Annotated in this window: 23 protein-coding genes and 1 pseudogene; 13 read left to right on the plus strand and 11 right to left on the minus strand. The window is 58.4% G+C overall.

Annotated elements, in window-relative coordinates:
- Positions 1-13: 13 nt before the first annotated feature.
- From tnpB to N2601_RS33270, 3 genes are read right to left on the minus strand one after another with little or no spacing between them, the layout of a single operon-like run.
- Entirely contained in the window at positions 14-367 is a 354-nt protein-coding gene (tnpB, locus tag N2601_RS33260) for an IS66 family insertion sequence element accessory protein TnpB (protein WP_104825480.1), read from the minus strand.
- Positions 351-785: an IS66-like element accessory protein TnpA gene (gene tnpA / locus N2601_RS33265; RefSeq protein ID WP_104825481.1), complete on the minus strand. Its 435-nt coding sequence runs from the start codon at positions 783-785 to the stop codon at positions 351-353. The genes tnpB and tnpA overlap by 17 nt, the downstream gene beginning before the upstream one ends.
- A gap of 35 nt (positions 786-820) precedes the next feature.
- Entirely contained in the window at positions 821-1,363 is a 543-nt protein-coding gene (locus tag N2601_RS33270) for a DUF4231 domain-containing protein (RefSeq protein ID WP_260305933.1), read from the minus strand.
- Positions 1,364-1,672: 309 nt separating this feature from the next.
- Here N2601_RS33270 and N2601_RS33275 point away from each other — a divergent pair, with 309 nt between their 5' ends.
- From N2601_RS33275 to N2601_RS33295, 5 genes are all read left to right on the plus strand, one after another.
- Positions 1,673-2,785 carry a phosphoribosyltransferase-like protein gene (locus N2601_RS33275; protein ID WP_260305934.1) on the plus strand — a complete coding sequence of 371 codons (1,113 nt, stop codon included), beginning with the start codon at positions 1,673-1,675 and terminating at the stop codon, positions 2,783-2,785.
- Positions 2,786-2,788: 3 nt separating this feature from the next.
- Positions 2,789-4,690 carry a hypothetical protein gene (locus N2601_RS33280; RefSeq protein WP_260305935.1) on the plus strand — a complete coding sequence of 634 codons (1,902 nt, stop codon included), beginning with the start codon at positions 2,789-2,791 and terminating at the stop codon, positions 4,688-4,690.
- Complete coding sequence (locus N2601_RS33285; protein ID WP_260305936.1) at positions 4,691-5,797, plus strand: hypothetical protein; 1,107 nt, start codon at positions 4,691-4,693, stop codon at positions 5,795-5,797.
- Positions 5,794-7,734 (plus strand): HAD hydrolase family protein, encoded by a 1,941-nt coding sequence (locus N2601_RS33290; RefSeq protein ID WP_260305937.1) that lies wholly within the window; start codon positions 5,794-5,796, stop codon positions 7,732-7,734. The genes N2601_RS33285 and N2601_RS33290 overlap by 4 nt, the downstream gene beginning before the upstream one ends.
- Before the next feature lie 64 nt (positions 7,735-7,798).
- Positions 7,799-8,665: a PfkB family carbohydrate kinase gene (locus N2601_RS33295; protein ID WP_260305938.1), complete on the plus strand. Its 867-nt coding sequence runs from the start codon at positions 7,799-7,801 to the stop codon at positions 8,663-8,665.
- 6 nt (positions 8,666-8,671) lie between these two features.
- Here the strand turns inward: N2601_RS33295 and N2601_RS33300 are convergent, their stop codons facing one another.
- Positions 8,672-9,166 carry an NADAR family protein gene (locus tag N2601_RS33300; protein WP_260305939.1) on the minus strand — a complete coding sequence of 165 codons (495 nt, stop codon included), beginning with the start codon at positions 9,164-9,166 and terminating at the stop codon, positions 8,672-8,674.
- Positions 9,167-9,741: 575 nt separating this feature from the next.
- On the opposite strand from N2601_RS33300, the gene N2601_RS33305 reads away from it, so the two are divergent.
- Positions 9,742-11,196, plus strand: a complete 1,455-nt coding sequence (locus N2601_RS33305) for a caspase family protein (protein ID WP_260305940.1) — start codon at positions 9,742-9,744, stop codon at positions 11,194-11,196.
- Between the two features lie 333 nt (positions 11,197-11,529).
- On the opposite strand, the gene N2601_RS33310 is transcribed toward N2601_RS33305, so the two are convergent.
- Positions 11,530-12,285: a DUF4145 domain-containing protein gene (locus tag N2601_RS33310; protein ID WP_260305941.1), complete on the minus strand. Its 756-nt coding sequence runs from the start codon at positions 12,283-12,285 to the stop codon at positions 11,530-11,532.
- A 228-nt stretch (positions 12,286-12,513) separates the two neighbouring features.
- On the opposite strand from N2601_RS33310, the gene N2601_RS33315 reads away from it, so the two are divergent.
- Entirely contained in the window at positions 12,514-12,726 is a 213-nt protein-coding gene (locus N2601_RS33315; protein ID WP_260305942.1) for a hypothetical protein, read from the plus strand.
- A 168-nt stretch (positions 12,727-12,894) separates the two neighbouring features.
- On the opposite strand, the gene N2601_RS33320 is transcribed toward N2601_RS33315, so the two are convergent.
- Positions 12,895-13,779, minus strand: a complete 885-nt coding sequence (locus N2601_RS33320) for a hypothetical protein (protein ID WP_260305943.1) — start codon at positions 13,777-13,779, stop codon at positions 12,895-12,897.
- A gap of 168 nt (positions 13,780-13,947) precedes the next feature.
- Positions 13,948-15,009, minus strand: coding sequence for an RHE_PE00001 family protein (locus N2601_RS33325; RefSeq protein ID WP_260305944.1), 1,062 nt, complete (start codon positions 15,007-15,009; stop codon positions 13,948-13,950).
- Between the two features lie 122 nt (positions 15,010-15,131).
- On the opposite strand from N2601_RS33325, the gene N2601_RS33330 reads away from it, so the two are divergent.
- From N2601_RS33330 to N2601_RS33350, 5 genes and pseudogenes are all read left to right on the plus strand, one after another.
- Positions 15,132-16,781 carry a Mu transposase C-terminal domain-containing protein gene (locus tag N2601_RS33330; protein WP_104825316.1) on the plus strand — a complete coding sequence of 550 codons (1,650 nt, stop codon included), beginning with the start codon at positions 15,132-15,134 and terminating at the stop codon, positions 16,779-16,781.
- 5 nt (positions 16,782-16,786) lie between these two features.
- On the plus strand, positions 16,787-17,665 hold the full coding sequence (locus tag N2601_RS33335) for a TniB family NTP-binding protein (RefSeq protein WP_104825315.1): 879 nt from the start codon (positions 16,787-16,789) through the stop codon (positions 17,663-17,665).
- Complete coding sequence (locus N2601_RS33340) at positions 17,662-18,717, plus strand: TniQ family protein (protein ID WP_104825314.1); 1,056 nt, start codon at positions 17,662-17,664, stop codon at positions 18,715-18,717. The genes N2601_RS33335 and N2601_RS33340 overlap by 4 nt, the downstream gene beginning before the upstream one ends.
- Before the next feature lie 216 nt (positions 18,718-18,933).
- Positions 18,934-19,071: pseudogene (locus tag N2601_RS33345) on the plus strand (oxidoreductase); the annotation flags it as partial.
- A gap of 282 nt (positions 19,072-19,353) precedes the next feature.
- Positions 19,354-19,608, plus strand: a complete 255-nt coding sequence (locus tag N2601_RS33350) for a DUF982 domain-containing protein (protein ID WP_104825313.1) — start codon at positions 19,354-19,356, stop codon at positions 19,606-19,608.
- Between the two features lie 247 nt (positions 19,609-19,855).
- Here N2601_RS33350 and N2601_RS33355 read toward each other — a convergent pair whose 3' ends face one another.
- From N2601_RS33355 to N2601_RS33365, 3 genes are read right to left on the minus strand one after another with little or no spacing between them, the layout of a single operon-like run.
- Positions 19,856-20,404: an alpha/beta hydrolase gene (locus tag N2601_RS33355; protein WP_260305946.1), complete on the minus strand. Its 549-nt coding sequence runs from the start codon at positions 20,402-20,404 to the stop codon at positions 19,856-19,858.
- Between the two features lie 57 nt (positions 20,405-20,461).
- Complete coding sequence (locus N2601_RS33360) at positions 20,462-20,641, minus strand: hypothetical protein (RefSeq protein WP_104825311.1); 180 nt, start codon at positions 20,639-20,641, stop codon at positions 20,462-20,464.
- Positions 20,638-21,159, minus strand: a complete 522-nt coding sequence (locus N2601_RS33365) for an NUDIX hydrolase (RefSeq protein WP_104825310.1) — start codon at positions 21,157-21,159, stop codon at positions 20,638-20,640. The genes N2601_RS33360 and N2601_RS33365 overlap by 4 nt, the downstream gene beginning before the upstream one ends.
- Positions 21,160-21,468: 309 nt before the next feature.
- Here N2601_RS33365 and N2601_RS33370 point away from each other — a divergent pair, with 309 nt between their 5' ends.
- On the plus strand, positions 21,469-22,374 hold the full coding sequence (locus N2601_RS33370; RefSeq protein WP_260305947.1) for a c-type cytochrome: 906 nt from the start codon (positions 21,469-21,471) through the stop codon (positions 22,372-22,374).
- Positions 22,375-22,379: 5 nt separating this feature from the next.
- Here N2601_RS33370 and N2601_RS33375 read toward each other — a convergent pair whose 3' ends face one another.
- Positions 22,380-22,709 carry a c-type cytochrome gene (locus N2601_RS33375; RefSeq protein WP_445945081.1) on the minus strand — a complete coding sequence of 110 codons (330 nt, stop codon included), beginning with the start codon at positions 22,707-22,709 and terminating at the stop codon, positions 22,380-22,382.
- Positions 22,710-22,755: the final 46 nt, after the last annotated feature.

Consider the following 22,755-nt stretch of genomic DNA (forward strand, 5'->3'; position numbering starts at 1 on the left):
TCAACCGCCAAATTCACCCGACAAATTCATATTGTCGCACCGGATGGCGAACCATCGCGTCGAGATCAATGCCGTCGAGCAGCCAGTGCAATTGCTCGGCATCAAGCGACACCACAGCCTCCTGTCGCCGAGGCCAGCGGAACTTATCTTCGGTCAGCGCTTTCAAAATTAGCACAAAGCCCGATCGATCAAAAAACAGCAATTTCATCCGGGTTCTGCGACGGTTGCAGAAGGCAAATACCGCCCGCTCGAACGGATTGAGGCCCATAGACTGCTCGACCAAAATCGCGAGGCTGTTGATCCCAGCCCTAAAGTCGATCGGTTCCCGGTGAAGATAGACGCGCAGATCATCAGCCAGCCGGAACATCGCAACGCCCCAACGCTTCGATCATCGCCGACAGAGCCTGCGCATCCGCATCTTCAAGCTCAAGCCGCACGCCGTTCGGTAGCGATGCCTTCAAGCGCATCCGTGGCGATGTCGGAGCCGACGGGGCCGGCGGTCGTCCAGTCGGCGATGCCGCAACCACCGGAACGAAGGCCGACGGCGCGCAAGGCATAACCGTCAACGCCTTCTCCGCCTGCCGGCGCTGATGCAGCTTGATCCAGTTGCGCAACTGATTAGCATTCACCCCGTACTTCAGCGCAAGCCCTGCAACCGATACCCCCGGCTCAAGGGCCGCGTCGATCAAGCGTTCCTTCTCGACCGGATCAAACCGCCGCTTGCCATTGCGAAGAACCTTGACGACCCGAAGCTCCCCTGAAATTCCCGCGCCATCCAATGTCATTGTATCCACAGTCTCCGTTGTGGACACAGATTCGCTCAACACTCCGCCAATGAACAGGTGCAGCGATTTGCGCGCTTACCTTCATTCCGCTGGTCCGTCAATTTCTTTCCTTTGTTGCCCATAAGCATTTCAGGTTCAGGAACCATGCCTTCCCAGAGATCGTGAACCCACTTCGCAATCCCAGTCACCTTGCGGGCAAGAAGCTGGTCGGGATTTTCGGCGTCAGCAAATTCACCATCTTTGAAATCGTAATTCGCCTTGTGCTCCTCAAGTTCACGCTGGGCGCGGCGATAGATGACCCACAATTTTTGCGGCTTGCGCAGTTGTAGCCAGCTCGTGAGGCCGGCCGCCGTCACCGAAAAGACGGAGGGGACCACCTTCGCGAGAAAGGGGCCTTCACCGAGCGTAACGAACAACGGCGCTATAAGCGTGCATGCGATCACTGCCGCAAAACAGCCTTGCGCTTCAAGCTTATTGTGATTGGCTTTTTCTCGCATCCCGCGTCGGACGGACGCGTAATACTCAAGAGCGGATTCAAACTTGTCTTCTGGAAGTGTTGTGTCCTTGCGCCAACCCATATTCGCCCCCTACAGCACTTCAGCCATAAGTAATGACGAAAGCCTGCCTTTCCAAAAACACCTGCATCGAGAGAGCCGATCCGGGTTAGGCAACAACAGGCCAATGGAAACGTTGCTTGAAACGATAGCCTGCCTCCGGGCGAAATTTAAAGATCAAAAACTCACTCAAAAACTCATGGAAAGGTGTGGTGCCAGCGCAACTTTGGCTAGAGAACTAAGCGAATCCGTGTAAGATTTTGCTCGGGTTGGGGAGTTTGCCGAGTTAACAGCGTCAGCGCGGTATTCTCCGTATGAGTGAGCGCAAAATAGATGATCAGTACCCTTGGACTAAGTCTTATTGCAGAGCTTATGCAGTGGGACAATGATGAAGCGACGGCTGAGTATGGCTGGCTTCAACTCATGTCCTCAATCAAATACGATGGCTATGCCGACTTCAGAGCCGGAATTCGCTTCTTTGAGAGTTTGGCCACCTGGCTACGTCAATTCAAACAAGATGACCGCAAGACCGCCTACGCCTTCATCCGCCAGCGATTGGTCTACATCTCGGCAGCCGAAATGCAACGTGTCATCGAAATCTTCGTTCCAGAAACGGTCACCCCTTCCCTGCGAAAAGCCGCGGCGATCGAAGCGGGGATCAAGCCCTACGAAGTTTGGGGACGAAAGGAAGGTGTCGAGGCGTTCAATCGCGTCCTGCGTCGCTCGCTGTTTATTGGTTTGAGTGACGGCAGCCGCATCGACGTATTGCGCAGAGCGAACGCCGGCCGCCTTTCGCAAGAACAGATTGTTCCCATGATGAATATCGGACGAGAGAAATGGGACGACCTCGGCAAGGAATTGCGCAAGGAGCAGGGTGAAGACGCCCGCTTCGACAATGTCTACTTGATTGATGATTTTACAGCATCCGGAACGACGTTCATCCGGCAGGTCGATGGCGAATGGAAAGGCAAGCTGAAAAAGTTCAATGACATGATTTGCGACGCCCGTAAGCATGACGGCTTTCCGATCGCCGACAACTACCGGCTTCATATCCATCACTACGTCTCGACGGATCAGGCGCGGATCGCCTTGAGAGACCGCGTCACTGACGCCTGCGCGAACTGGGAGGAGAAATCGTTCGCCGACGTCGACATCTCGGAGGGATGTCTGCTCCCCAGCCGTCTGAGGCTCGGCCAGCCTGATGACGCTGCCATGTTGAAACTCTGTGAGGACTATTATGATGACCAGCTCTACCTTCGGCTAAAGAAACACTGCGATGAAGCCGGACAGAGTCACATGAAATTCGGGTATGCCGATTGCGCCATTCCCCTCGTCCTCGAGCACAACACCCCCAACAACAGCCTTTCGATCCTCTGGGCTGAAACGAGCGGCAAGCTCGGTCACGCGATGGAGCCATTGTTCCGGCGTCGAGATAGGCACGGGTGAGACATGGCTAATCCATTCCTTCGCCGAGCAACGGAATATGTGCGTGACGACGCCTCGTTCCTGGCGATTGTCAGCCCCGCGCCTCTGACGACCTTTCTCGCCAGAAGCGAACATAAGGAGGCGATGTTCGAATTACCCGTCCGCATAATCGGGGAGCCCGGTAGCGGAAAAACCATGCTTGCGACGCTTGCCGAATTCAAAATGGTGGAAACGATCATGCGAGATCTTTCCACGGACAACCATCGCGGGCTCGCCACGGCGCTTGCTGATGCCGGTTTCCTGCAGGACGGGAAGCCGCGCGTTGCGGCGGTTCGAATCCCAATGGAGTCGGACTATCGCGACTTCTGGGAACTACCCTATGAGCCGGCAGTCAAGACCAAGCTCGCGCTCTGGCTAGTTCAGGCCCGTGCGATGCTTGCCCTGTTGCGCAACCTGACGGCCAACCGGCGTCGGGGGCTCGACGATATCCGCTTCGTTGCGCGGGAATCGTCCGAAGCACAGATAGAGCAAATCGGCGGCTTGACGGCGCAAGGCATCCGCGACCGCGCGCTCGAGGTTCAGAAAGCGATTTATTCGATCGCCGCAGGCCTGCGGCCGCCGCCACTCGCAAATCTTCCGATTGCGGCGACCTCGCCCTATCAGCCTTTCGAAGCTATCCGAGCAGTCGAGATCGAGTGGCAGGGCGAGATGCTGTCACTGAGCCCTCTCGTCATGCTCGACGACGTCCATGCGCTCCATCCTGACCAGCGCGACGATATTTTCGCGGCGTTGTCGCGGCGTGAGATCCGTTTCGGCCGGTGGTTGATGATGCGGCTCGATGCTCTCAGCCCCGGCGCCGTGCTCGGCGCGCCCGGGAGCCAGGAAACCCACAACCTGGCAACAGGACGGGACTTTGTCGACATCCGAATGCAGGGCCATTCAGAGCGCGGCGCCGAGCGTCGACAGTTCCGCGCCATGGCACTGGACATGGCCAACCGTTACCTGCCGCTCGTCCAGTCACTGAAGAACCGCAACGCGGATTTCGCGGCCTTGCTTCCTAGCGAACCGCCGGCGCTTGCACCCGGGCGTTTGAGGGAGCTCTCTCTCCAGATTGAAAGGGAGCAAATCAAGCTCGGAATCACCAATGCCAGGCGTCAAGAGATCGATACAATCGTCTCCGAACATCTTGCCGGCTCGCAATCATATGATAAGCGCGAGGAAGTCCATCTTTCGATGGCGCGCATTCTTCTGCATCGGTACGCAAACCGCGTACAACATATGACCCCGTCGCTCTTTGAGGATTTCGATCCGGATCCGAAATCGCCGTTGAAGGCTGACGCCGGCGTTGCCGAGGCCGCGCGGTTCCAGCTGAGTGACGCACTGAAGCGCCCCTATCATTACGGCATTACTGATCTTTGCGACGCGAGCAACGAAAATGCCGAGCTCTTTCTCCAGTTCGCGGGCGCGCTGGTCGCGCGCATGGAGACGCGCGTTATCCGCGGCAAGAGCCCAGGCCTTAGTGCCTCGGCACAGGAAAGCGCACTTGTCGAAAAAGCGCGGTCGATCATGGACGGTTGGTCCTTCGCCTTTGCAAGACGCGTGCGGCTCCTTGTTGACGCCATAGCAGTGGAGTGCCTTGAGGTTTCCCGCTCACCAAACGCAAGGCTTGGAGCAGGAGCGAACGCGATCGGGATTCCGGAAGACGAAATCCAGGATCTCTTGCGCTCGGAGAACGAGCTCGCTCTCGTCTTGAAGCATGCACTTGCCAATGGCGCGATCGTCGTTCGACGCAATTACGGTCAGGGCGGCCGGTCTTGGTGCCTCATCGAACTTTCGGGGACGGTATGCCTTGTTCATGGGCTGACCTTCAAACGCGGTGGCTTCCTTGAGAAGCGGATCAGTTACCTTCAGGAAGTGAGCAATTGAATGAGGAACCACTGGAGCAATTGCATCACGCATTTCGACGATGACGTTGGCGGCTTCATCAAATCCTATTTCGGCGAGGAGGACCGTCGTTGCCTTCTCGTCGGAGCTGCCGGCTTCGATCCGCGGTCTCAGCGCATCGCCAGTATGCTCGCCAGCGTCCTCGGACCGAGCCTGAGCGGGATCTTCATTCGCGAGGAGCGCGGCCAGCCTGATCCGGAACTTCTCGCGCGGGCAGATGACAACGCGTCGGCGCTTAAGCAGCTTGTCCCAGACTGCGAATTCCTCCATGTAGATGTCTTCGGCGATGATGGCGCGGCGATCGGTGGGCCACGCATCGCTGCCCTGCTTAGCGCCTACACCATCGACGAAGAGATCACGGATATCGTGCTCGACATGAGCGCTCTCTCGATCGGTATTGGATTTCCGGCCGCCAAGATGCTGCTTTCGGAGTGCGAGACCGTCGGCCGATCTTTCCACCTTCTGATCGTGTCGAATCCGGAACTCGACGACAACATCGTCAGCGAGCCAGCCGACCGGCCGATGCCCGTCAAGGGGTTTTCCGGCTCGGAAGCTTTGGACGGCCTGCTCGATCCCGCGCGGATCAGGATCCCGCAGCTCGCCAAGGGGCGAAAGGCTGCACTCACCAAGATCGGGCTTTCGGTCGGGGAGTGCTACAAGATCTGCCCGGTCCTGCCATTTCCGGCTCGCGACCCCCGGCGGGCCGACGGGCTGATAAGCGAATACGAGAACGAACTCGTCAATGAATGGCAGGTCGATCCGCGCGATCTCGTCTATGTCTCGGAACGCAATCCGCTGGACTGTTATAGGACCTTATCGACGCTCAAGGAGCGCTACAACAAGACGGTCAACGGCACCTTCGAACCGAGGGTCATCCTCTCGCCGATCGGCAGCAAGGTTATGGCGGCAGGCGCTTTGATGGCCGCCATTGAGCACGACCTGACGGTTCAGTATCTTGAGACGGTACGCTATGAATTCAATGCTCCGGAGAACCCCGGGCATGAGACGGAGGATATGATGGTGCACGTGCTTCTGTCCGGCCCCGCCTATGGCGATTACGATGCGCTCGTGCGCACGGAAGAGATATGACGGGCCGGTTTAGCGAGAAACTAGACAGGCTTGCGGAAACAGCAGCCCTTGCCGCTGCGCGCGACGCAAGGATCATGGCGAAAGCGCTCGATGAGGGCAGGACTCGCCCGACGATTGCCATCGGGTCCGGGGGATCGGCGATCGCCGCAGATTATTTCGCGCGTTGCCGCGAAACCCTCTTTTCCGCGCGGACCTTCGTAGAGACTCCGATGCAATTCGTGCTCGGCGCATCGAGCCTTGCCGAATACGACATCTGGCTGTTTTCGGCCAGCAGCGACAATGCAGATGTCATTGCTGCCGTTGAGACGGCCATCAAGAGGCGAGCTCGCTCCATCCATCTCATCACCCGCAATCCCGAGGGCCTCGCCGCTCTGAAGGCGACTGCCGCAGGTGGTCTGGTCCACGCAGTCCCTGTGGCGGACCTAAAAGACGGCTATCTGGCCACCCATTCCCTGGTTGCGACGACGTCTGCCCTGCTGATCGCCTCTGACCTTGTGAGCGGCGCGCCTGTGGGCGCCGAGCTGGTGGGGAAGTATTTGACCGGTGTCGCAGAAGGGCTTTCCAGATCCGCGCGCGAGAATACGCGCGATCGCTTCCGTTCGTTGGAGTCTGGACACACGTTGCTTATCCTCGCTGACCCCCAGGTCCGGCCGGTCGCCACCCTCATTGACACTTCGCTCTGGGAATCCGGGATCTGCCCTGTCCAGACGACCGACTTTCGCAACTTCGCTCATGGCCGGCATGCATGGATCCACCAACGGACCCCGTCGTCGATGGTGCTTGCGCTCACAGGAGAGGACAGCCGTGGCGTCTGGCGGTCGCTGAAGGACAATCTACCCGATGCGCTGCGATCGGTTGAGGTCGACCTGGGTCGCTGCGGGCGTCTCGCCAATGCCCTCGGGTTGATCGACGCGCTGGTATTGGTCGAGGCGATGGGGGCTGCGGTCGGCACTGATCCGGGTCGTCCACCGATCGGGGCCAACGCGAAGGACATCTATGAGAACCCGGCGCTTTTGTCCCTGTCTGCCGATCTGCCTCCCCCCATCGAGCATAAGCGGGCGGCAGTGCTGAGGCAGGACGATCCGTTGTCGCAACACCTCCTTTTGGTCGAGGCACGGAAAAATTGGCTGAACGGACTGGCCGAGGCCGTCTTCGGCGGAATTGTACTCGATTACGATGGGACGATTGTCCGTACTGCTGACCGATTCTCTCCGCCTGGCGACGACCTAATCATAGAGATCGAGCGCCTGCTATCGCATGGGATGAAGGTCGCGATCGCGACGGGCCGCGGCAGCTCTGCGGGCAAAGACTTGCGAAAGGTCGTAAAGCCGGGCTTTCACGCTGACGTAACGATCGCCTATTACAATGGCGGATATATACGCACACTCGATATCGACACGAAGATTGAGCGCCCTTCCGCCGATGCGTCGATCGAGGAGGCGATCGCCTGGCTTTCAGCCAACAAGCGCCTCTTCGTCACATGGTCTGTATTTGAGCCGGGCGTTCAGATCACGATCCAGCAGGACGATCTTGCGAACCCCGAGACGTTTGCGGTCGATGTCAGCACTTGCCCGCCGATCGCCGACGGGCGGGTTCGCCTGACGCGATCGGCCCATAGTTTCGACTTGATACCGTCGACAACGACTAAGCTTGCTGCTGTGAGAGCGATCACCGAGGAACTCGACGAGGGGTTCTCGGTGCTCTGCGTCGGGGACAGTGGCTCGCGAAGCGGCAATGACTATGCGATTTTGGCAACGCCTCATGGTATAAGTGTAGGAGACGTCTGCGGCTTGGCCAATGGATGCTGGTCTTTTTTTGGAGATCATCTATTGGGACCTGACGCGCTCCTGGAACTGTTGCGTGCATTGAAGCCTTTCGGATCCAAAGGGATGAAGATTGATGTCGCATCGCTCACATTCGGCCGGAACTGGACATAGACAAGCGGCAGGCTCTAGCGCCGGCCTCCAACGCAAGGCCGACGTTGTCGGTACCGGCTTTACAGTGCTCGACAGGCTTTACCAGGATGGGCGCTTCTCCGATGAGAGTCTGGGAGGATCGTGCGGCAACGTCCTCGTCTCGCTCGCGATGCTTCACCGAGCGGTAGCGCCTGTCCTGCGGCTAGGGCTCGATCTCGAAGGCGACCGGTTAATTACGGAATTTTGCGAGGCCGGCGCCATTGTATCCCATATCCACCGCAGCCCCAATTTGCGCTCGCCCGTGCTTGCGGAGAAGCTGGATACGGCATCGGGTGTCCACCGCTTCTCGTTCAAGTGCCCCGAGACCGACGCCGACCTTCCCCGATACGAACCGATCGGCGAGCCCGAGCTCACCGAGGCGCTGCCGCTCCTTGAGGAATGCGCAATCTTCTATGCCGACCGCTTGTCCGAAAGCATCCTTGAGGCGATGCGAACAGCGCGGGCGGGCGGGGCGATAGTATTTTTCGAACCATCGGAGATCGGCGACAGCACACTCTTCGAGCACGCTCTCGCGCTGGCGACGATCGTGAAATACTCTAGCGACCGCCTCGACGATGAGCTCGAGGAAATGGCCGCCAACTGCATCAAGATCGTCACACATGGCTCATCTGGACTTGAGGTTCGCGACGGCTCGTCGAAAATCTGGTGCAACGCCATAAATGCGAGCGAGGTGCGCGACACCTGTGGCTCCGGCGATATGGTAAGCGTCGGGATCATCGACTGGCTGCTGACCGAGGAATTGTCACTTGGTGAACTGAATGGCCAGGAACTCATCGCGGGGGTGGTCGCCGGCCAGCGGCTCGCCGCGGCCAATTGCGCCTATGCCGGCGCTCGCGGATTGTTCAAGCATCGGGGCGCGTCCTACATTCGGTCGCTACTCCACGCCGAGTGATCTCGATTACTCGGCTGCCTCGAGGCGCGCCTCGGCTGGTTCGGCACGCAACCGTTCGCGCAGTTCCATGAGCAGCACGCCGAGCATGTTCTTGCCGACACCATTGACTTCACCCCACAGGCGATTGACTTCGTTATCGACCGTGGCCGCTTCGATGAGACGCGCTTCCCCCGTCGAGAGCAGCAGAGCCCTGAGATCCTCATGCTGGGTGAACTTGGCGTAGAGGACGGCGCGCATTCTGTCGAATTTCGTCCGGGACCAACCGGGGCTAACGTCCCAGTAATAGAGGCCATGGGCGGCCATCGCGAGTAGCGCCGGGCTTGGCGCCTGCATGAGCCATTTTCGAACGGCAGGCTTGCGAGCCTTGCCGGCTTGATAGGCATGTTCGGACGTCGCAAAAACCTCGCCTTCGAACGAAATGCTCCGACGATAGAGATTGCTGAGCGGCCCGAAGGGCTTTTCATTTGCGCGATAGAAGCGGATTTCCGTTTGGTCAACCATGTTCCCACCTTGCTTGAAAAACCCTACGATTGAGTATATGTGATTTTGCATGAAACTCAACCCCGCCGAGCAGAAGAGACTGGTGGCCGCCATTGAAGATCGTCGGCACGAAATGCGGCTATCGATAGCCGCTCTCTCGCAAATTTCTGGTGTTGAGCAGAGCCAGACGAGCCGAATATGCATGGGGCAGTTTTCCTCGGTCAGCTCGAATGTGATGCAAATTTGCATGACCTTAGGGCTTCATCCCCAGCCTGGCGGGACTTTTTTGAGCAATTCCCTCGCGAGCGGGCTTGCGTCGCTTTGGGACGGAAGCAAGGAAGACGAAAATAGGCTCCTTACGCTTTTGGAAGCGATAGGGTCTCTCAAGGAGAGGAGGCGCTCGTAAACGAGGGCCGGCCATAAACAATTCAAAGAGCTCTCGAGACCCGAACCTGTGCCCATCGTGTTCATCGGCGACGTTCGGCCGCTCCGTTGCGAAAGAAATAGAGGTTCGCCTTGTGGCCGTATGACTACGGTGCTCGAATAGCCGTCAATCGGAATCGGCATATAACTGAGTGAAACGCATGGGAGACTTCATGGCCCGCATGAACGCGCTGGTGATCGGAAATTCGAACTATGACAACGGTGGCAATCTCAAGAATCCCATCAATGACGCAAACGACATTGCACGGGTGTTGGCCGACGGCGGATTTAACGTGACAAGGATCACCGACGCATCCTTCCGCGAAATGAAACGCGGGATCAAGGATCTGGAGAAAGCCGCGAACGACGGCGGCGAAGTCTCCCTTTTCTTCTTCGCCGGTCACGGCGTGGAAGTTGATGGGGAAAATTACCTGATCGCAACCGATACTGAGGCGGACGATAAGACAGACGTCGAAGTAGGTGCTCTCTCGCTTAGCGAGGTGATCAAGCGGTTGGAGCCCGATGACGAGGCAATGCGTACGAACATCATCATTCTCGACGCTTGCAGAGATAACCCCTTCGAGCGTAAGTGGCGCGGAAAGCTGCGGGGCCTCGCTCCCGTGTATGCGCCCCGCGGAACGCTTGTCGCCTTCGCCACCTCTCCAGGGCAGTTCGCCGCCGATGGACGCGGCAGGAACGGCGAGTACACCGCAGCTCTTCTCAGGCATATCGAAGAACCGGACCTGCCGATTGAGGCGATGTTCAAACGCGTCCGAAACACCCTCGGCGCGGCGACGAAGCAGAGGCAGATCAGCTGGGAGCACACCTCCCTCGCCGGGGAGTTCTATTTCAATATCAGTGTCGCAGCGAGCATCGACAACTACAGCGTGGCGTCCATAAAGGACAAAATATTCGTTTTAGACGACAGCAAATTCTCCCATCGAGCTATTCGCGCGCTCAAGACACTAAACTGGTATACTCAGAACCCCGCCGTTGACGGCCTGACTGTCGAAAAACTCAACAAAATGGCGGCTGACAATCTGTTCGTGCTCGGTCGCAACATCTTGCAGGCAGCCAGTGGCTCGGCGAATTCGGCAGCGGAGTTCATTATTGGCTTCCGCGAGCGTACCACCGGATCCAAGGCCGAGAAACGCAAAGCTCTTCTGGACGGCATGTTGTTTGAGATTTTCTTCGATTCCGACGGCGAGCTGAGAAAGAATCCAAAGACGAATTTCTTTAACGAAGTCTTCGATCTTGAGCAGTTTGAGGAGTTCAAGGAAAGCTTCGACTTTATCGCTGGTGCACTTTCGAACAACGCAAGGCATCTCTTCGCCGTTCCTGGAAAAGGACGTACGGTAACTGTCGATGTGCAGATCGAAGACGAGAATGTAGTTTCCGGAATCTATGTGGGAGGCAAGAACTATCTCAGCCACGAGGAAGATGAACTCGGATTTGGTGGGGACGGAAAAAAAGCCATCTATAAGGCGCGCTCCCGGGATGTTTTCGAGAGCCAACTTTCGCAGCAAATGCTCGTACCTTCCAGACTCTTGAATATTGTCTACAGCGGGAAGAAAGAAGGACCCATGACACTGAAGATGCCGCTCGACGCAAAAATCGGCCGTCCTTAGCTGTCGGCGCGAAGGGCGACGGACATTGTTAGCGCAGCAGGAATGCGATGGGAACTGACTCGATTTGGCTCTGATTGGGTGGACGCCCCCCCAACGGCACCGTGACGACCCTATCCCGCTACATGCACCGGTGCGGCGGCATGAAAATATCTAATGTCATGGGATGGGATATTCTCTAGGGCCTTTGCCCGTGAGGATTCCACCAGCAGATTGACCGGCGCCGCCTTGCAGCAAAATATCCGCCGCGACCCCGCTGGAGACATCGCCACGAAGCTAATATGCCGTCGGTTTGAGCCGGGACAACAACATCTTCGCCTATCGGATTATGAACCGCTAGGGTTTAGGCTTGGTGTTCTCGTCATTGATCCGCTTTGCGATAGCATTGAGCCGCTCCCTGCGGTGTTCCAACAGCTCCACCATCGCATCTTCGAGCAACTCGTAGCAGTCGAGTACATCCCCGATATCCACCACACCATGATGGCTTCCAGCATTACCGACGTAGCGCAGAGCGTTCAGAGCATGTTCGTGGCCGGGCCGAGCATCGCCAAGCCGCGCGATACGTGCCGCCAGATCGAGATGTTTGGGGCCTTTCTCGCCCGGCGCCTTCGCACGCGGGATGCCCAATTGATCGAGCAGGACTTCAACCACGATACGCAAGCGGTTGGCGCACGCCGCCATATCGACCCAGAAGAGCTCGAACGACACAAGCAGGTGCATGGTCGGCGGCCCGGTAAGACTCTTCGGCCAGGTTATGATGTGCGGCGCCGGATGCATGCTGTTCGGCCGAAACGTGTCATCCCAAGACATTTCAAGCTGCCCGGTCGGTCCGTAGTCGACGGTAGCGTGGCTCTCATAGTCGCCAGCCACCGCAACGATTTCGCCGCAGATGCGGTTGCTGCAAGCCAGCATGGCAACGAAGCGGCCTTCCGAGTCCTCGCCCTGCATTTCGTGGTCGCGAAGCTCGATTGTGACGTGCTTTGGCTCGCGCTTGTATTTGTCTTTCGTGGATTTCAGGTTGCCTTTACGGCATCGCGGGCATAGGAATTGGGGGAAATACCCGTAGCTCCGTTTCCAGTGCTTTCGCTCCATAAAGTCTCCTACATGCGCCCTTGCATTTCACAAAACGCCCGCTACGGTGATATCGAATCCGATGCGATGAGGCGAAAATAACGAGAAACCCGATAGAACAAAATAGTATTGCTTTTTTCTGTTGTCCGATCTCCCGCGCGCCAGTGTTCTTTATTTGTTCCTGATGAAAAACGTAGTTGCGGCAGCCATCCCGGTTGCAAGCTGCACGTCAGTTCGAAAGGAACGACTATGACCAAGAAACCCACCCCTTCCATCGACCATGTTCAAGAGCTGATCGCGCGGTACGGCCTGCGGCCGGGCGATGCTGTCCCGCAAAAGGGGCGGCTCCACTACTCCACCAACTACCGCATCGGCTATGACGACCTCACCCGGCTGCTCGATGCCGCTGTGACGGAAGGCGTTCTCGAACATCGTGGCGGGGACAGCTACTTCGTCCGGTGAAAGGGAGTGACGGCGCGGTGAGTGGACAACCGCCATCTGCATTTCGTGCTGGCAGATCTTGAACTCTGCCAGCACTCGACGAGCCAACCCACCATCGCCGCAGTATTCCGCAACGAGAGAAACTGTCGAACGTCGATATCGTCGACCGCCTGCCTGATTTGCAGCACGCTAAAATGGGAGCTTAGGTACAACTTGGGCGATCTCTGTGCTGAACTTCGACTCGATGTTATTCACCAGCTCGCCAATGTTTTTGCGAACGTCCACGATATAGGCAGCGTCAACCTCTTCAAGAACAACACCGTCATTGTCCTTGCCATCGCGATGGACACAATGGTGGCGATTGATCATTGCTGCCTTGAGAAACGTCATGCTGGCTTCGTCCACGAACGGCGTGCCGCCCAGGGCGGCGACGTACAGCTTCTCGACTTCATCCAGTTCGTGATAAAGTTGACCCTTCAGGAACGAAACTGTCTTCTCGTTCATCAGGTTGGAATTGCCAGCAAAAGCGGACATTGGATATATCTGCTGGCTCAGACTGGGATAGCCGAGGATAAGATTTTTGCGAACCTCGTCGATTGCGACAAGCGTGATGAGCCTGTCGCACAGGTATGCTTCCATCATTGCCACGTGCTGCAGCAACATCATTCGATGGAACATCGGATACCTCAGTAAAACGCCTGCGTTCTTCAGCATCTCGTCCAGAAGCTCCAGCGAATGCTCGTAGCGTTCAAAAGGCTCCTTCGGAACATATGACTTCAGATATTCGTCATAGTCGTAATCATCGTAGTCTGGCATCGACGGCACGTCCAAGTCCACAGTGATACTCGCGTCCTCTACAACTTCGGCATCATACTGGCCAAGCATGTTGCTGATTTCGACAGTGTACGTTTTATGGCAAGTAGGACATTCGACATCAACATCCTCAGTTCCGCGACCTTCCGAGTGGACTTCGGCACTGTAGTCGTAGCCGGGCAGATCGAAGCCATCGACCTCAGTCAACTCCCCGCATCGGCTGCATTCAAAGCTCAGTGAAGGAGATGTCTGTAAGCCCATTGATTCGCTCCTGTGTCACTTGATTTCAGCGCAGGGCATCTCGAAGTCAAACGGCCAATTTCGGCGCTGTTTTGTTGGTGCGAAAACGGGCGCAATGGTGCGCCCAGGGAAAAAGAGCCCGCAGATCCGAGGCGACACAAAACTTGATCTTTCCAGAAGGCCTTGAGGCTACATAACTCCCCACGCGCGAAACCTCCCCCTGCCCGTCATCTCACGGAGCCCCAATTCCTCGACGATCCGGAGCGCCGCCCGCGGCGTCACCTTCAGCGCCTCGGCGATCATGCCGGCCGAGACCAGCGGCCGCGCGATGACGAGCTCGATCAGCTCCGGCAGATTTGACGATGATCGCCGGCCGACCAGACGCCGCTCCATCATCTGTTTTGCCAGCGCCAGCCGGTCATGCTCCTTGAGGCCGAACTCGGCGGCCGCGATGATGCCATTGACGATCGCCAGCAACCTTGTGTCGCGACCGCGATGCCGGCGGCGCTCGACGGCGATGGATCTGAGGCCGAGATTGACCGCGGCGAGATGCGCGGCCGTTGTGAGGCCCGCTTGCCGCAGCGTTTCAGCCGCCAGCAGCCGGCCGAGCCAGGGCGCGTGCTGCAGAACCTGCAGATCGTTCCAGGCGTCGAGGGCGATGATCGCCTGCAATACCGGTGGCAGACCATCGGTCTCCAGGAGGACGGCGCGCCACTCCTCGACGCGTTCATCCTCGTCCCAGTCCAGGTCGTAGACCAGTGGATCCTTATCCCGGGCCCGAGCCGGACCGGGCAACTTGGCTGCTTTGATGGCCGCCTCGGACCGGGCCAGTACCGCGTCGATGGCGGTAAGCTCGGCGTCGAACGGACTGGGAACGGCAGACACGTCCTCTCCCTCCCCTTCCCCATAGGTCGCGGCATTCGTCACGGTGGCATTGCTCTCTACCGTGCTGGCGAGATCATCTGATGCTCCAGGCCACGCCTGGCCGCGGAGCGCGCGCAAGCCATCCGGACTCAGTGCCCAACCGGACGGCTGCGCTGCAATTCGCCGGCGGCTGCGCAGCACATCGCGGGCAATCGTCAGCTCGTGGGTCGGGGCGCGAATATCGGCGCCGGCGTCGTGCAGCACGAGGTCTTCCAAATGGACGAGCTCGCCGTCGATCCACAGCGAGGCGCAGGCGTCGGCAAAATGGGCGCGTTCGATCCAGCCCGCACCGACCGGCGAACGGGCGATGCGCTCATCGAGCCGCACGAGCGCGGACGCCGCTGTGGCTTCTACTTCCCAATTTCAAACCGCAAAATGTCATATGGTAGTTAGATTTAGCCGGTAATTTAGAGCCGATTTTCCGCTAACGATTTCAATGAAGCTCGCTTTTGACAAAGCAATTGCGCGATCGAACAGCCGCAACTCGACCGATTCCGGACGAGCAGTGGTCGACCGCGCGTCGCATCGCCCGTGAGTTGGACAAGATTCTCGATGGCGGCAGTCCCAAGCAGGCTGCCATCACACGCGCCGCAGCCGAATTGCGGCTAACAACGCGGCAAGTCTACAACCTCCTCGCCCGTTATCGCGTGGATCGGACGGTGACAGCCCTGCTGCCTCGCGCCGCCGGCAACCGGCGCAAACGGCTGCCGCAACAGGTCGAGGAAATCATCAACGCAACATTGCGCGAGCAATGGCTGACGCTCGAGGCGCCCCCACTCGCTCCTGTTGTTGCCGAGATCCAGGCGCGTTGCGAGGAAGCCGGTCTTACCGTGCCAACCTATGTCACAGTCGCCCGGCGCGTTCCTGCGTTGTTTTCGCCTGAAGAGATTGCGAAGAAGCGCTCCGCCAATCCGAAGCACCTGCTTCACCTGAAACCGCGGCCCGGCTATATCCACGCGTCGAATCCGCTCGACGTCTGCCAAATCGACCATACGCCAACCGACATCAATTTCGTGGAGGTTGTCGGCGGGGCTGGCCTGTTCGTCGGCCGTCCGTATCTGACAATTGTTACCGATGTGGCGACGCGGGCGATCCTCGGCTTCTGCCTCACTTTGGAAAAGCCGTCGGTCCTGTCTGTCGCGCTTTGTCTTGCCCAAGCCATCTGCCCGAAAGATAGATGGCTTGCCACGCGCAATCTCAATCATGCCTGGCCAATGTCCGGCCGGCCGCGGCTGCTCGTCACCGACTCGGCCAAGGAGTTCAAGAGTGATGCCTTCCAACGCGGCTGTGACGACTATGGTATTCGGATCCGTTATCGCGATCGCGGCCGGGTCCATCAAGGCGGCGTCGTCGAGCGACTGTTGGGCAAACTTAACGGGGTTCTTGCCACATACCCAGGTTCATCCGGGCGCTCGGTCGCCGATCGCGACGAATACCCGGCGGAGCGGCGTGCCTGCCTGAGCTTCGCCGATCTGGAGCGCTGCATTGCCCTGGCGGTCATCGACCACAATCTTCAGGAAAATCCCAAGACGCTGAAGGTGCCGTTCACGGAATGGCACCGCGACGCTGCGGCTCCGCCTGAGCACGGCGACAATCCGCAGCGTGTTCTGTTGTCGTTTTTGCCGGGGGCCGAACGGCGATTGTCGCCGCAAGGCATCAGCATGTTCGCTCAGCACTACTATGCGTCCTGGCTCGGCATCTTCGTTCCAGAGCGCGATCGACTCGGAAAGCTGCAGGTGCGATACGATCCCCGCGACATCAGCCATGTCTACGTCCGCGACCCGGAGACCCGAGTGTTTCGGCCGGTCGAACGACGTGACGGCCAGTGGACGCCGCTGACGCTTTGGGAACATGAGGCCGGGCGCGCGCGTCGGCGGGCGATGAACCAGCGATCAAGCGTCGAGAAGGTGGCATTTCGGCGTGAGATCGCGGCCATCGCCGAAGCGACAAAGCCTTCCAGGCGCCAGCTGCGCGACGCCGTGCGCAACGCCCATGCTGCCGCAGCGCAGAAGCCTTACGCCTCCGTTGAAGCGCATGTGCCGGCTCCCAGGGAACATGCGGCTCGCCAAAAGAAACCGCTGCCGGTGGAGGACTGGTAGTCCGCATGGCGGATCATCTGCTTGACCATGTTCGGCCATATCTCGATCGTGATCGGGAGGAACGCATCGCCTATATTCGTGCGCCACGATGGATCGGTCATCATGTTGCAAAAGACAGCCATCGGCGGCTGGCCGATCTTATGTCGCGACCTCCGTCATTGCGAACTCAAGGCCTGATATTGGTCGGCCCCTATGCCAACGGCAAGACGATGATCGCCGAGCGGTTCGCCGTCGAACACCTGCGATCCTCGCCTCAGCAAAAGGTGTGGATAGCCCAGACCCGCGAGGGCGCCGGGCTCGGTCACTTCTATGCCAGTATTCTGCAAGCTCTGCGAGCTCCGGGCGGCGATATGTGGGACGTCGGCCGTAAAGCGGCGCAGCTGGATCACTTGCTGGCGAACCTCAAGCCAAAGGTACTGATTTTCGACGAATTCCATAATGCGTTGCGAGGCCGGGCGCGGGACGTCGAAGCCGTCTTTGCTTTCCTGCGGCGGATCGGCCGCCAGTATGATATCTCGCCAGTGCTGATCGGCGAGGTGGCCATCTTTGATTTTATCCACGCCACCAGCGAGATGGCGAGCCGCTTCGACCTCGTAGCGGTCCCTCGGTGGCAATATGACGAAGCCTATCTCATGCTGCTCGACAGCCTCGAGGCCGCTTTGCCCCTCGCAAGAAGCTCGGATTTGTCGAATGAACGATTGGCCCGGCGGATATTCAGCCTCTCGGAAGGCTTGATCGGAGAGATCGTCGCCATCGTCACGAAGGCGGCTGTCGCGGCGGTCAGATCCGGGACCGAACGCATCACCAAGGCCGGCATAGATGCATTGCATCATGTGCCGATCTCGCAGCGGCGCAACTCGGCTGTGCGTGAGAGCCTGCTATGAGGGCGACCGGCACCCCGGCGCTCACAATCAGTATTCGCGAACGATATCGCGACGTCGTTTCTGATCAGTGGCCCGCCATCGTTGCGCCGCAACCCGACGAGTTGCTCTCGAGTTGGCTTCACCGACTTGCCTACTCCAATGGTGTTGCTCCGCGATCCTTCGCAAGCGTGCTGGGGCTTGGTATCGGCATGTGGTCGCCAGCGCTTGACTTCCGGCTTCCGAGCGATGTCACAAGACTGCTGTGCGCAAACGCCGGTGTTTCGCCCAACCAGCTCGCGGCGATGGAATTGTCGCACGTTCTGCCGAAGCAACTTTTGCTGCCGCTTCGCAACAGCGGCCGGCGCGATCGTTCGACTTGGCTGCAGTTCTGCTCTCGATGTCTTGCCGAGGATGCACAGCCCTATTTCCGGCGGCGATGGCGACTGGCGACGCGGGTTTCATGCACGAAGCATGGCTGCAGATTGCGTGACCGATGCCCTTCCTGCAGCAGCCGCATTGCGGTTTTCGACCAGAGCGAACTTGTCCCGCAACATTATTGTGTCCGCTGCGGCTACGATCTGCGTCGCGCATCGACGATCGCCGTGAGCTCGGCCGCGAGACAGCTCGATCGTTGCATCGACGAAATTTGCGGATTGGACTCGCTTAACGGCTCGCCATCCAGCGGAGCGCTCATTCGGCGCCTTTTAAACATACCCAGTCTTGTCGCAATTTATCCGCAGGCGACCTTAAGCAGCTTGTCCACATCGGCGCGCACGCGCTGTATCGAACGGCTTGCATGTGACCCCAATCATTGGCTGATCTATGATTATGATGACATGGCCTTTGATCAGCGGCGGCGTTTGGTTCCGCCAGCGGATGGCCACAGCGCGTTAATCGGGCTGCTTGCAAATGCTCTCATGCGAAAACGGGGGAGGCCGAGTGCTGGGAATGGGGAACGGCCGGCTGTAAACGTCGCTCCCCTGCTCAGAACTTATGGACAGATGTGTAGGTCCTCGCCGTCCATTGACCAACGCTGGAAATTATCGGTGCGTAGCGAAAGTTGCGAGAGCTAGAAACTCCTCGAGCACCTGGGGTTCTGAAGCACAGAGCCGATCCGCACCACCGCTGTCAATATTCTACGATTTTGTCTCGCGCTCGTTTTCGGTCGTTTGGTCAAACAAGAAGCGATCCGAAGACCACACGAGTGAATTCAACCAGCGGTGCGTCGCTCTTCTCCACCCGCATCCGCAGCAAGGCGCCTTCTCAACTGTTAAGGATGCCCCGCTTCTGGTCAGGGCTATTCCGCCACCCCTGAGATCCATTCCGCCGAGCAAATCGAGGGGTGGAAAAAAGTTACCGACGCTGTTCACGCCAAGGGAGGCATCACCTTCCTGCAATTGTGGCACACCGGCCGGTCGCCCCATTCTCGGTGATAACTGCGTCATAAGTGCACGGGCTAGGGTCAACCAGCGCCCCCTCTCGTCAACCCTAGCCACCGGAATCCCGTCTGGGAGCGGCAACCAAATCAGCTCACACCGGAGGGGCCGGTGTCAAATTCACATAATGGTCCTGATGACTATCCCAAAGAAGGGGGCGAGAGGAGAGGCACCTGCCCTACCACCCTTCAAGCCACCAAACAATGGAGCAACTTGAGCGTTGACAGGAACAAAGCTCCCCATTGCTGGTTCGGATTATGGAGGGATATAGCTATGGATAGACAATGGTGGGACCATCCTCTGATGCTCGCAACGAAACGCCTTGGCCGAGTGGTCAGGATCAACAGCACCGAGCACGCTGCTGGATTTCTTCTGAACGAATGGCCGACCGAGAAAACCGGACAAGCCTACGAATGGGCAAAGCAAGCGCTTCTTGATGCTGTGGAGGGGAGAATCACTACCGAGGCAGCCCGCAGTGCAATGATTGCGGCGGCGCGAGAGGATGGCGTATTCGTGTACGGGGAATAGGGTCATGTGGCCCTCGCGAATATGTGGAGAGACAACGGTGGTTTTTACAGCCGTTGTCGCGATAGGGATCCCGCTGTGCCGCCGGCTATTCGTGACGCACCCTCGGCTTCCAATTGGCTATTCCCCCTTAACGACCAGCAAAATCGGCAATAACCCAGACCAATTCTGCATCCGGCCCGCAAAACCATGGTGTGCGCTGAAGCTACATGGATTGCCTTCCTCGCTCCCTCCGCTCAATCAACTCACTTCAACCTTCGACCCGGCCCAGGATTTGAACGGCACAGCGTCGTGGCAGGAACGCTGACTTGCCGAGGATCTCTGTGACACACTTGGCCGGACCGGGTGCGTTGCTGAGGAAGCCGGAGGTCAGCACCAGCTTGTCCAGACGCGCACCTTGGCGTAATCCTTCCGCCGCACGCTGCGTTCCCTTGCTCGTGGCGACAATGATAACGGGGCGCTTGAGGCCGGCCATGAAATCCGTGGCTGCGTTGAGATTCGTTCCCACCTCGACGAGCAGCACGTTAAAGCCTTTGTCTCGGAACGCATCACGATTGTGGATGAGAGCGTTGGTCGCGCCATCGCTAAAGCGGGCGCCCGCACTCACATTCCGCCGGCCATCGCCACCGGTTAGCAACAGAATGCTTCCTTTCGGCTGATCGGCGTGCATGAGAATGTTCTGCGTGGTTCCGATGGTGACAGTCTCGCCGCTGTTCACAGACTGCCAATCTTGTGCCATTGCCGGCGCAGAGGTCGCAAGAAGGACAGAAACACACCAGACTCCAAGTGCTTTAAACATAGCGGCCCTCACCGGCCCGCTCCTTATTCCGAAGACGGAATATGCTTCTCGATAAATTCAACCGCCGATCTCGACATCCCAGCCGTCGCGTTGGCTCGCGCCGGATGTAACCCAGAGGGCCGATCGTCGAGCACAGGCAGCATTGCCATCCATGATCCAATTTGAAGCCGGCTTTTCGCACCGCTGCGCCCGCAAAGCGATCTGCGCCTTGGCGTGGACAGGGATGGTAGGGATCACGAACGGCTTTTTCTCCTGTCCATTTCGGCCACGACGTTTTCGATCGGAAAATGCATCAAGCGCACCAGCAGGCCCTTCAATTCGGGCTCCTGCACTCTTTTGGCAGCTTCCAAAGGCGAGAACCATTCTGTGGTGCGTTCTTTACGTTCCGGAAATTTGGCACATAGCTTCTGGACTCGTAGAAGATGAACCTCGACCATTGATGGCGTCGCGTTTTCCGAATCGAAGATCTTTAGATAGGTGTAGTAACCAAAGGGTTTTTTCTCGGCCTTGCCTTTGACACCAGCCTCTTCCCAAGCCTCGCGCTCTGCAACCTCGTTCGGCTTCAAACCTTTGATCGGCCATCCCTTGGGAATAGTCCAACGATGCGTTTCGCGCGTGGTGATGAGAAGAACTTCGATAGTCCCGCCGGCGCCGAGACGTGAACAGATTGCGCCGAATTGTTCAGCCATCTCGCCATTCATCATTATTTCCGCATAGGCTGCGAGGCGTGCAAGATGGGGTTCGTACTTGTTCATGGGTCCCGCCAGATTCCTGATTAAAACGGGCGTTTGCTTTTCGACAACCAGTCGACTTTGGCCGAGCTGTGCAATGCAACTCCTTTGGCAAAGTCTGGCTACCTCGCCACATCAAACCGCCGCATTCAGCGTTTGTTCCCGATAAGCCGGCGAAGAACAGGCAACGGCAAAAGAGCTTGAAGTCGCCCAAAGGCTCCTGCTGCCGCAGGAAGGAAGAGCTACCACCAGCGTTTAGAGCGGAACGGATGGCCCGATCGTCAGTTCTATGGGAGCGCCTCCACGAGTTCCACCGGATCAGTCGATAGAACCATGCGCATTCTGATTTGGCTGTGCCTGGCGGCCCTAGCGGTTGCCGCTGCGATCTGGTTCGTGACGGGACCCACCGTGCCCTTTGCGGCAGATGATCCGCGCCTTCAAGGCAATGGTGATCCGGCTCGGGGGCAGCTTATCTTTGCCGCCGGCGACTGCGCGTCCTGTCACGCCACCCCTGGCCAACAGGACAGATTGCGATTGGGCGGCGGCATCGCGCTCGCGGCGCCCTTCGGCACGTTTCGCGCTCCCAATATCTCATCCGACCCCGTTGATGGCATCGGAAGATGGAGCACGGTTGATCTCGCCAACGCCATGATCGGCGGGGTTTCGCCGCAACGTCGGCACTATTATCCGGTGTTTCCCTATCCGAGCTATACGGGCATGCGGCTCGAGGACATCAAGGATCTGCGGGCCTATCTGAAGACGTTGGCTCCGGTTTCCGGCCAGCCGCCCCCGCATGATCTGTTTCTTCTGTTCCGCATACGCCGCCTCTTGGGCTTCTGGAAGCTGTTGTTCTTCCATGAAGGGCAGACCTCGGTATCGGTCGGCGCCGATCCCGTCTTGGCGCGGGGCGGCTATCTGGTCGAAACCATAGGCCACTGCGCGGAATGCCATTCGTCACGCAATTTTTTCGGTGCCATCAAGCCCGAAACCCGGTTTGCCGGCGGCACCGATCCCGAGGGCACGGGCTTTATTCCCAACATTACACCAAGCCGGATCGGACATTGGTCAGAAGCCGATATCGCGGAATTGTTGAAGAGCGGCAACACGCCGGACCACGGCCGTGTCGGCTCGTCCATGGCCGAGGTCGTCACCAACACGGCGATGTTGCCGCAGAGCGATCGCGACGCGATCGCGCGCTATATCAAGGCCTTGCCGCCTCGTCCGACGCCGCATCCTTGAAGGGCTTAATGAGTGTAGAGATAGGCGGCAAGATCGCGCGCCTCCGCTTCCGAAATCCCCGTTTTCGGCATCGCCGAATTGGGAGAGAAGATCTGCGGCGATACGATCCAATGAACGAGGTTGTCGCCGGTATTGTTGATCACGCCGGCGATATAGACGCGCTTTTGAAGGCCAGACAAAGCGCCGCCCACTTGTCCGTCCGCACCCGCGATTCCGGGGATTTGGTGACATCCGGTGCAGCCATATCGACGAAAGATCGGCGGTGCGCGGGAAGGATCGCCGCCCTGGGTGAGCAGGCGCGCCGCCTGTAGCCGCTGCTGCGAGTCCTTTGCCATGTCCGTGCCGATCAGAACGCAGAGCAATGCAATGGCTACCGCGCCC

Source organism: Rhizobium sp. CB3060, from assembly GCF_025200735.1.
In the GTDB taxonomy this organism is placed as follows: Bacteria; Pseudomonadota; Alphaproteobacteria; order Rhizobiales; family Rhizobiaceae; genus Rhizobium.

Bases quoted from the DNA above. Each gene is read 5' to 3' on its own strand.
- tnpB (WP_104825480.1), bottom strand. From the start codon at position 367: ATGTTCCGGCTGGCTGATGATCTGCGCGTCTATCTTCACCGGGAACCG.
- tnpA (WP_104825481.1), bottom strand. From the start codon at position 785: ATGACATTGGATGGCGCGGGAATTTCAGGGGAGCTTCGGGTCGTCAAG.
- N2601_RS33270 (WP_260305933.1), bottom strand. From the start codon at position 1,363: ATGGGTTGGCGCAAGGACACAACACTTCCAGAAGACAAGTTTGAATCC.
- N2601_RS33275 (WP_260305934.1), top strand. From the start codon at position 1,673: ATGATCAGTACCCTTGGACTAAGTCTTATTGCAGAGCTTATGCAGTGG.
- N2601_RS33280 (WP_260305935.1), top strand. From the start codon at position 2,789: ATGGCTAATCCATTCCTTCGCCGAGCAACGGAATATGTGCGTGACGAC.
- N2601_RS33285 (WP_260305936.1), top strand. From the start codon at position 4,691: ATGAGGAACCACTGGAGCAATTGCATCACGCATTTCGACGATGACGTT.
- N2601_RS33290 (WP_260305937.1), top strand. From the start codon at position 5,794: ATGACGGGCCGGTTTAGCGAGAAACTAGACAGGCTTGCGGAAACAGCA.
- N2601_RS33300 (WP_260305939.1), bottom strand. From the start codon at position 9,166: ATGGTTGACCAAACGGAAATCCGCTTCTATCGCGCAAATGAAAAGCCC.
- N2601_RS33305 (WP_260305940.1), top strand. From the start codon at position 9,742: ATGGCCCGCATGAACGCGCTGGTGATCGGAAATTCGAACTATGACAAC.
- N2601_RS33310 (WP_260305941.1), bottom strand. From the start codon at position 12,285: ATGGAGCGAAAGCACTGGAAACGGAGCTACGGGTATTTCCCCCAATTC.
- N2601_RS33315 (WP_260305942.1), top strand. From the start codon at position 12,514: ATGACCAAGAAACCCACCCCTTCCATCGACCATGTTCAAGAGCTGATC.
- N2601_RS33320 (WP_260305943.1), bottom strand. From the start codon at position 13,779: ATGGGCTTACAGACATCTCCTTCACTGAGCTTTGAATGCAGCCGATGC.
- N2601_RS33335 (WP_104825315.1), top strand. From the start codon at position 16,787: ATGGCGGATCATCTGCTTGACCATGTTCGGCCATATCTCGATCGTGAT.
- N2601_RS33340 (WP_104825314.1), top strand. From the start codon at position 17,662: ATGAGGGCGACCGGCACCCCGGCGCTCACAATCAGTATTCGCGAACGA.
- N2601_RS33350 (WP_104825313.1), top strand. From the start codon at position 19,354: ATGGATAGACAATGGTGGGACCATCCTCTGATGCTCGCAACGAAACGC.
- N2601_RS33355 (WP_260305946.1), bottom strand. From the start codon at position 20,404: ATGTTTAAAGCACTTGGAGTCTGGTGTGTTTCTGTCCTTCTTGCGACC.
- N2601_RS33365 (WP_104825310.1), bottom strand. From the start codon at position 21,159: ATGAACAAGTACGAACCCCATCTTGCACGCCTCGCAGCCTATGCGGAA.
- N2601_RS33370 (WP_260305947.1), top strand. From the start codon at position 21,469: ATGCGCATTCTGATTTGGCTGTGCCTGGCGGCCCTAGCGGTTGCCGCT.
- N2601_RS33375 (WP_445945081.1), bottom strand. From the start codon at position 22,709: ATGGCAAAGGACTCGCAGCAGCGGCTACAGGCGGCGCGCCTGCTCACC.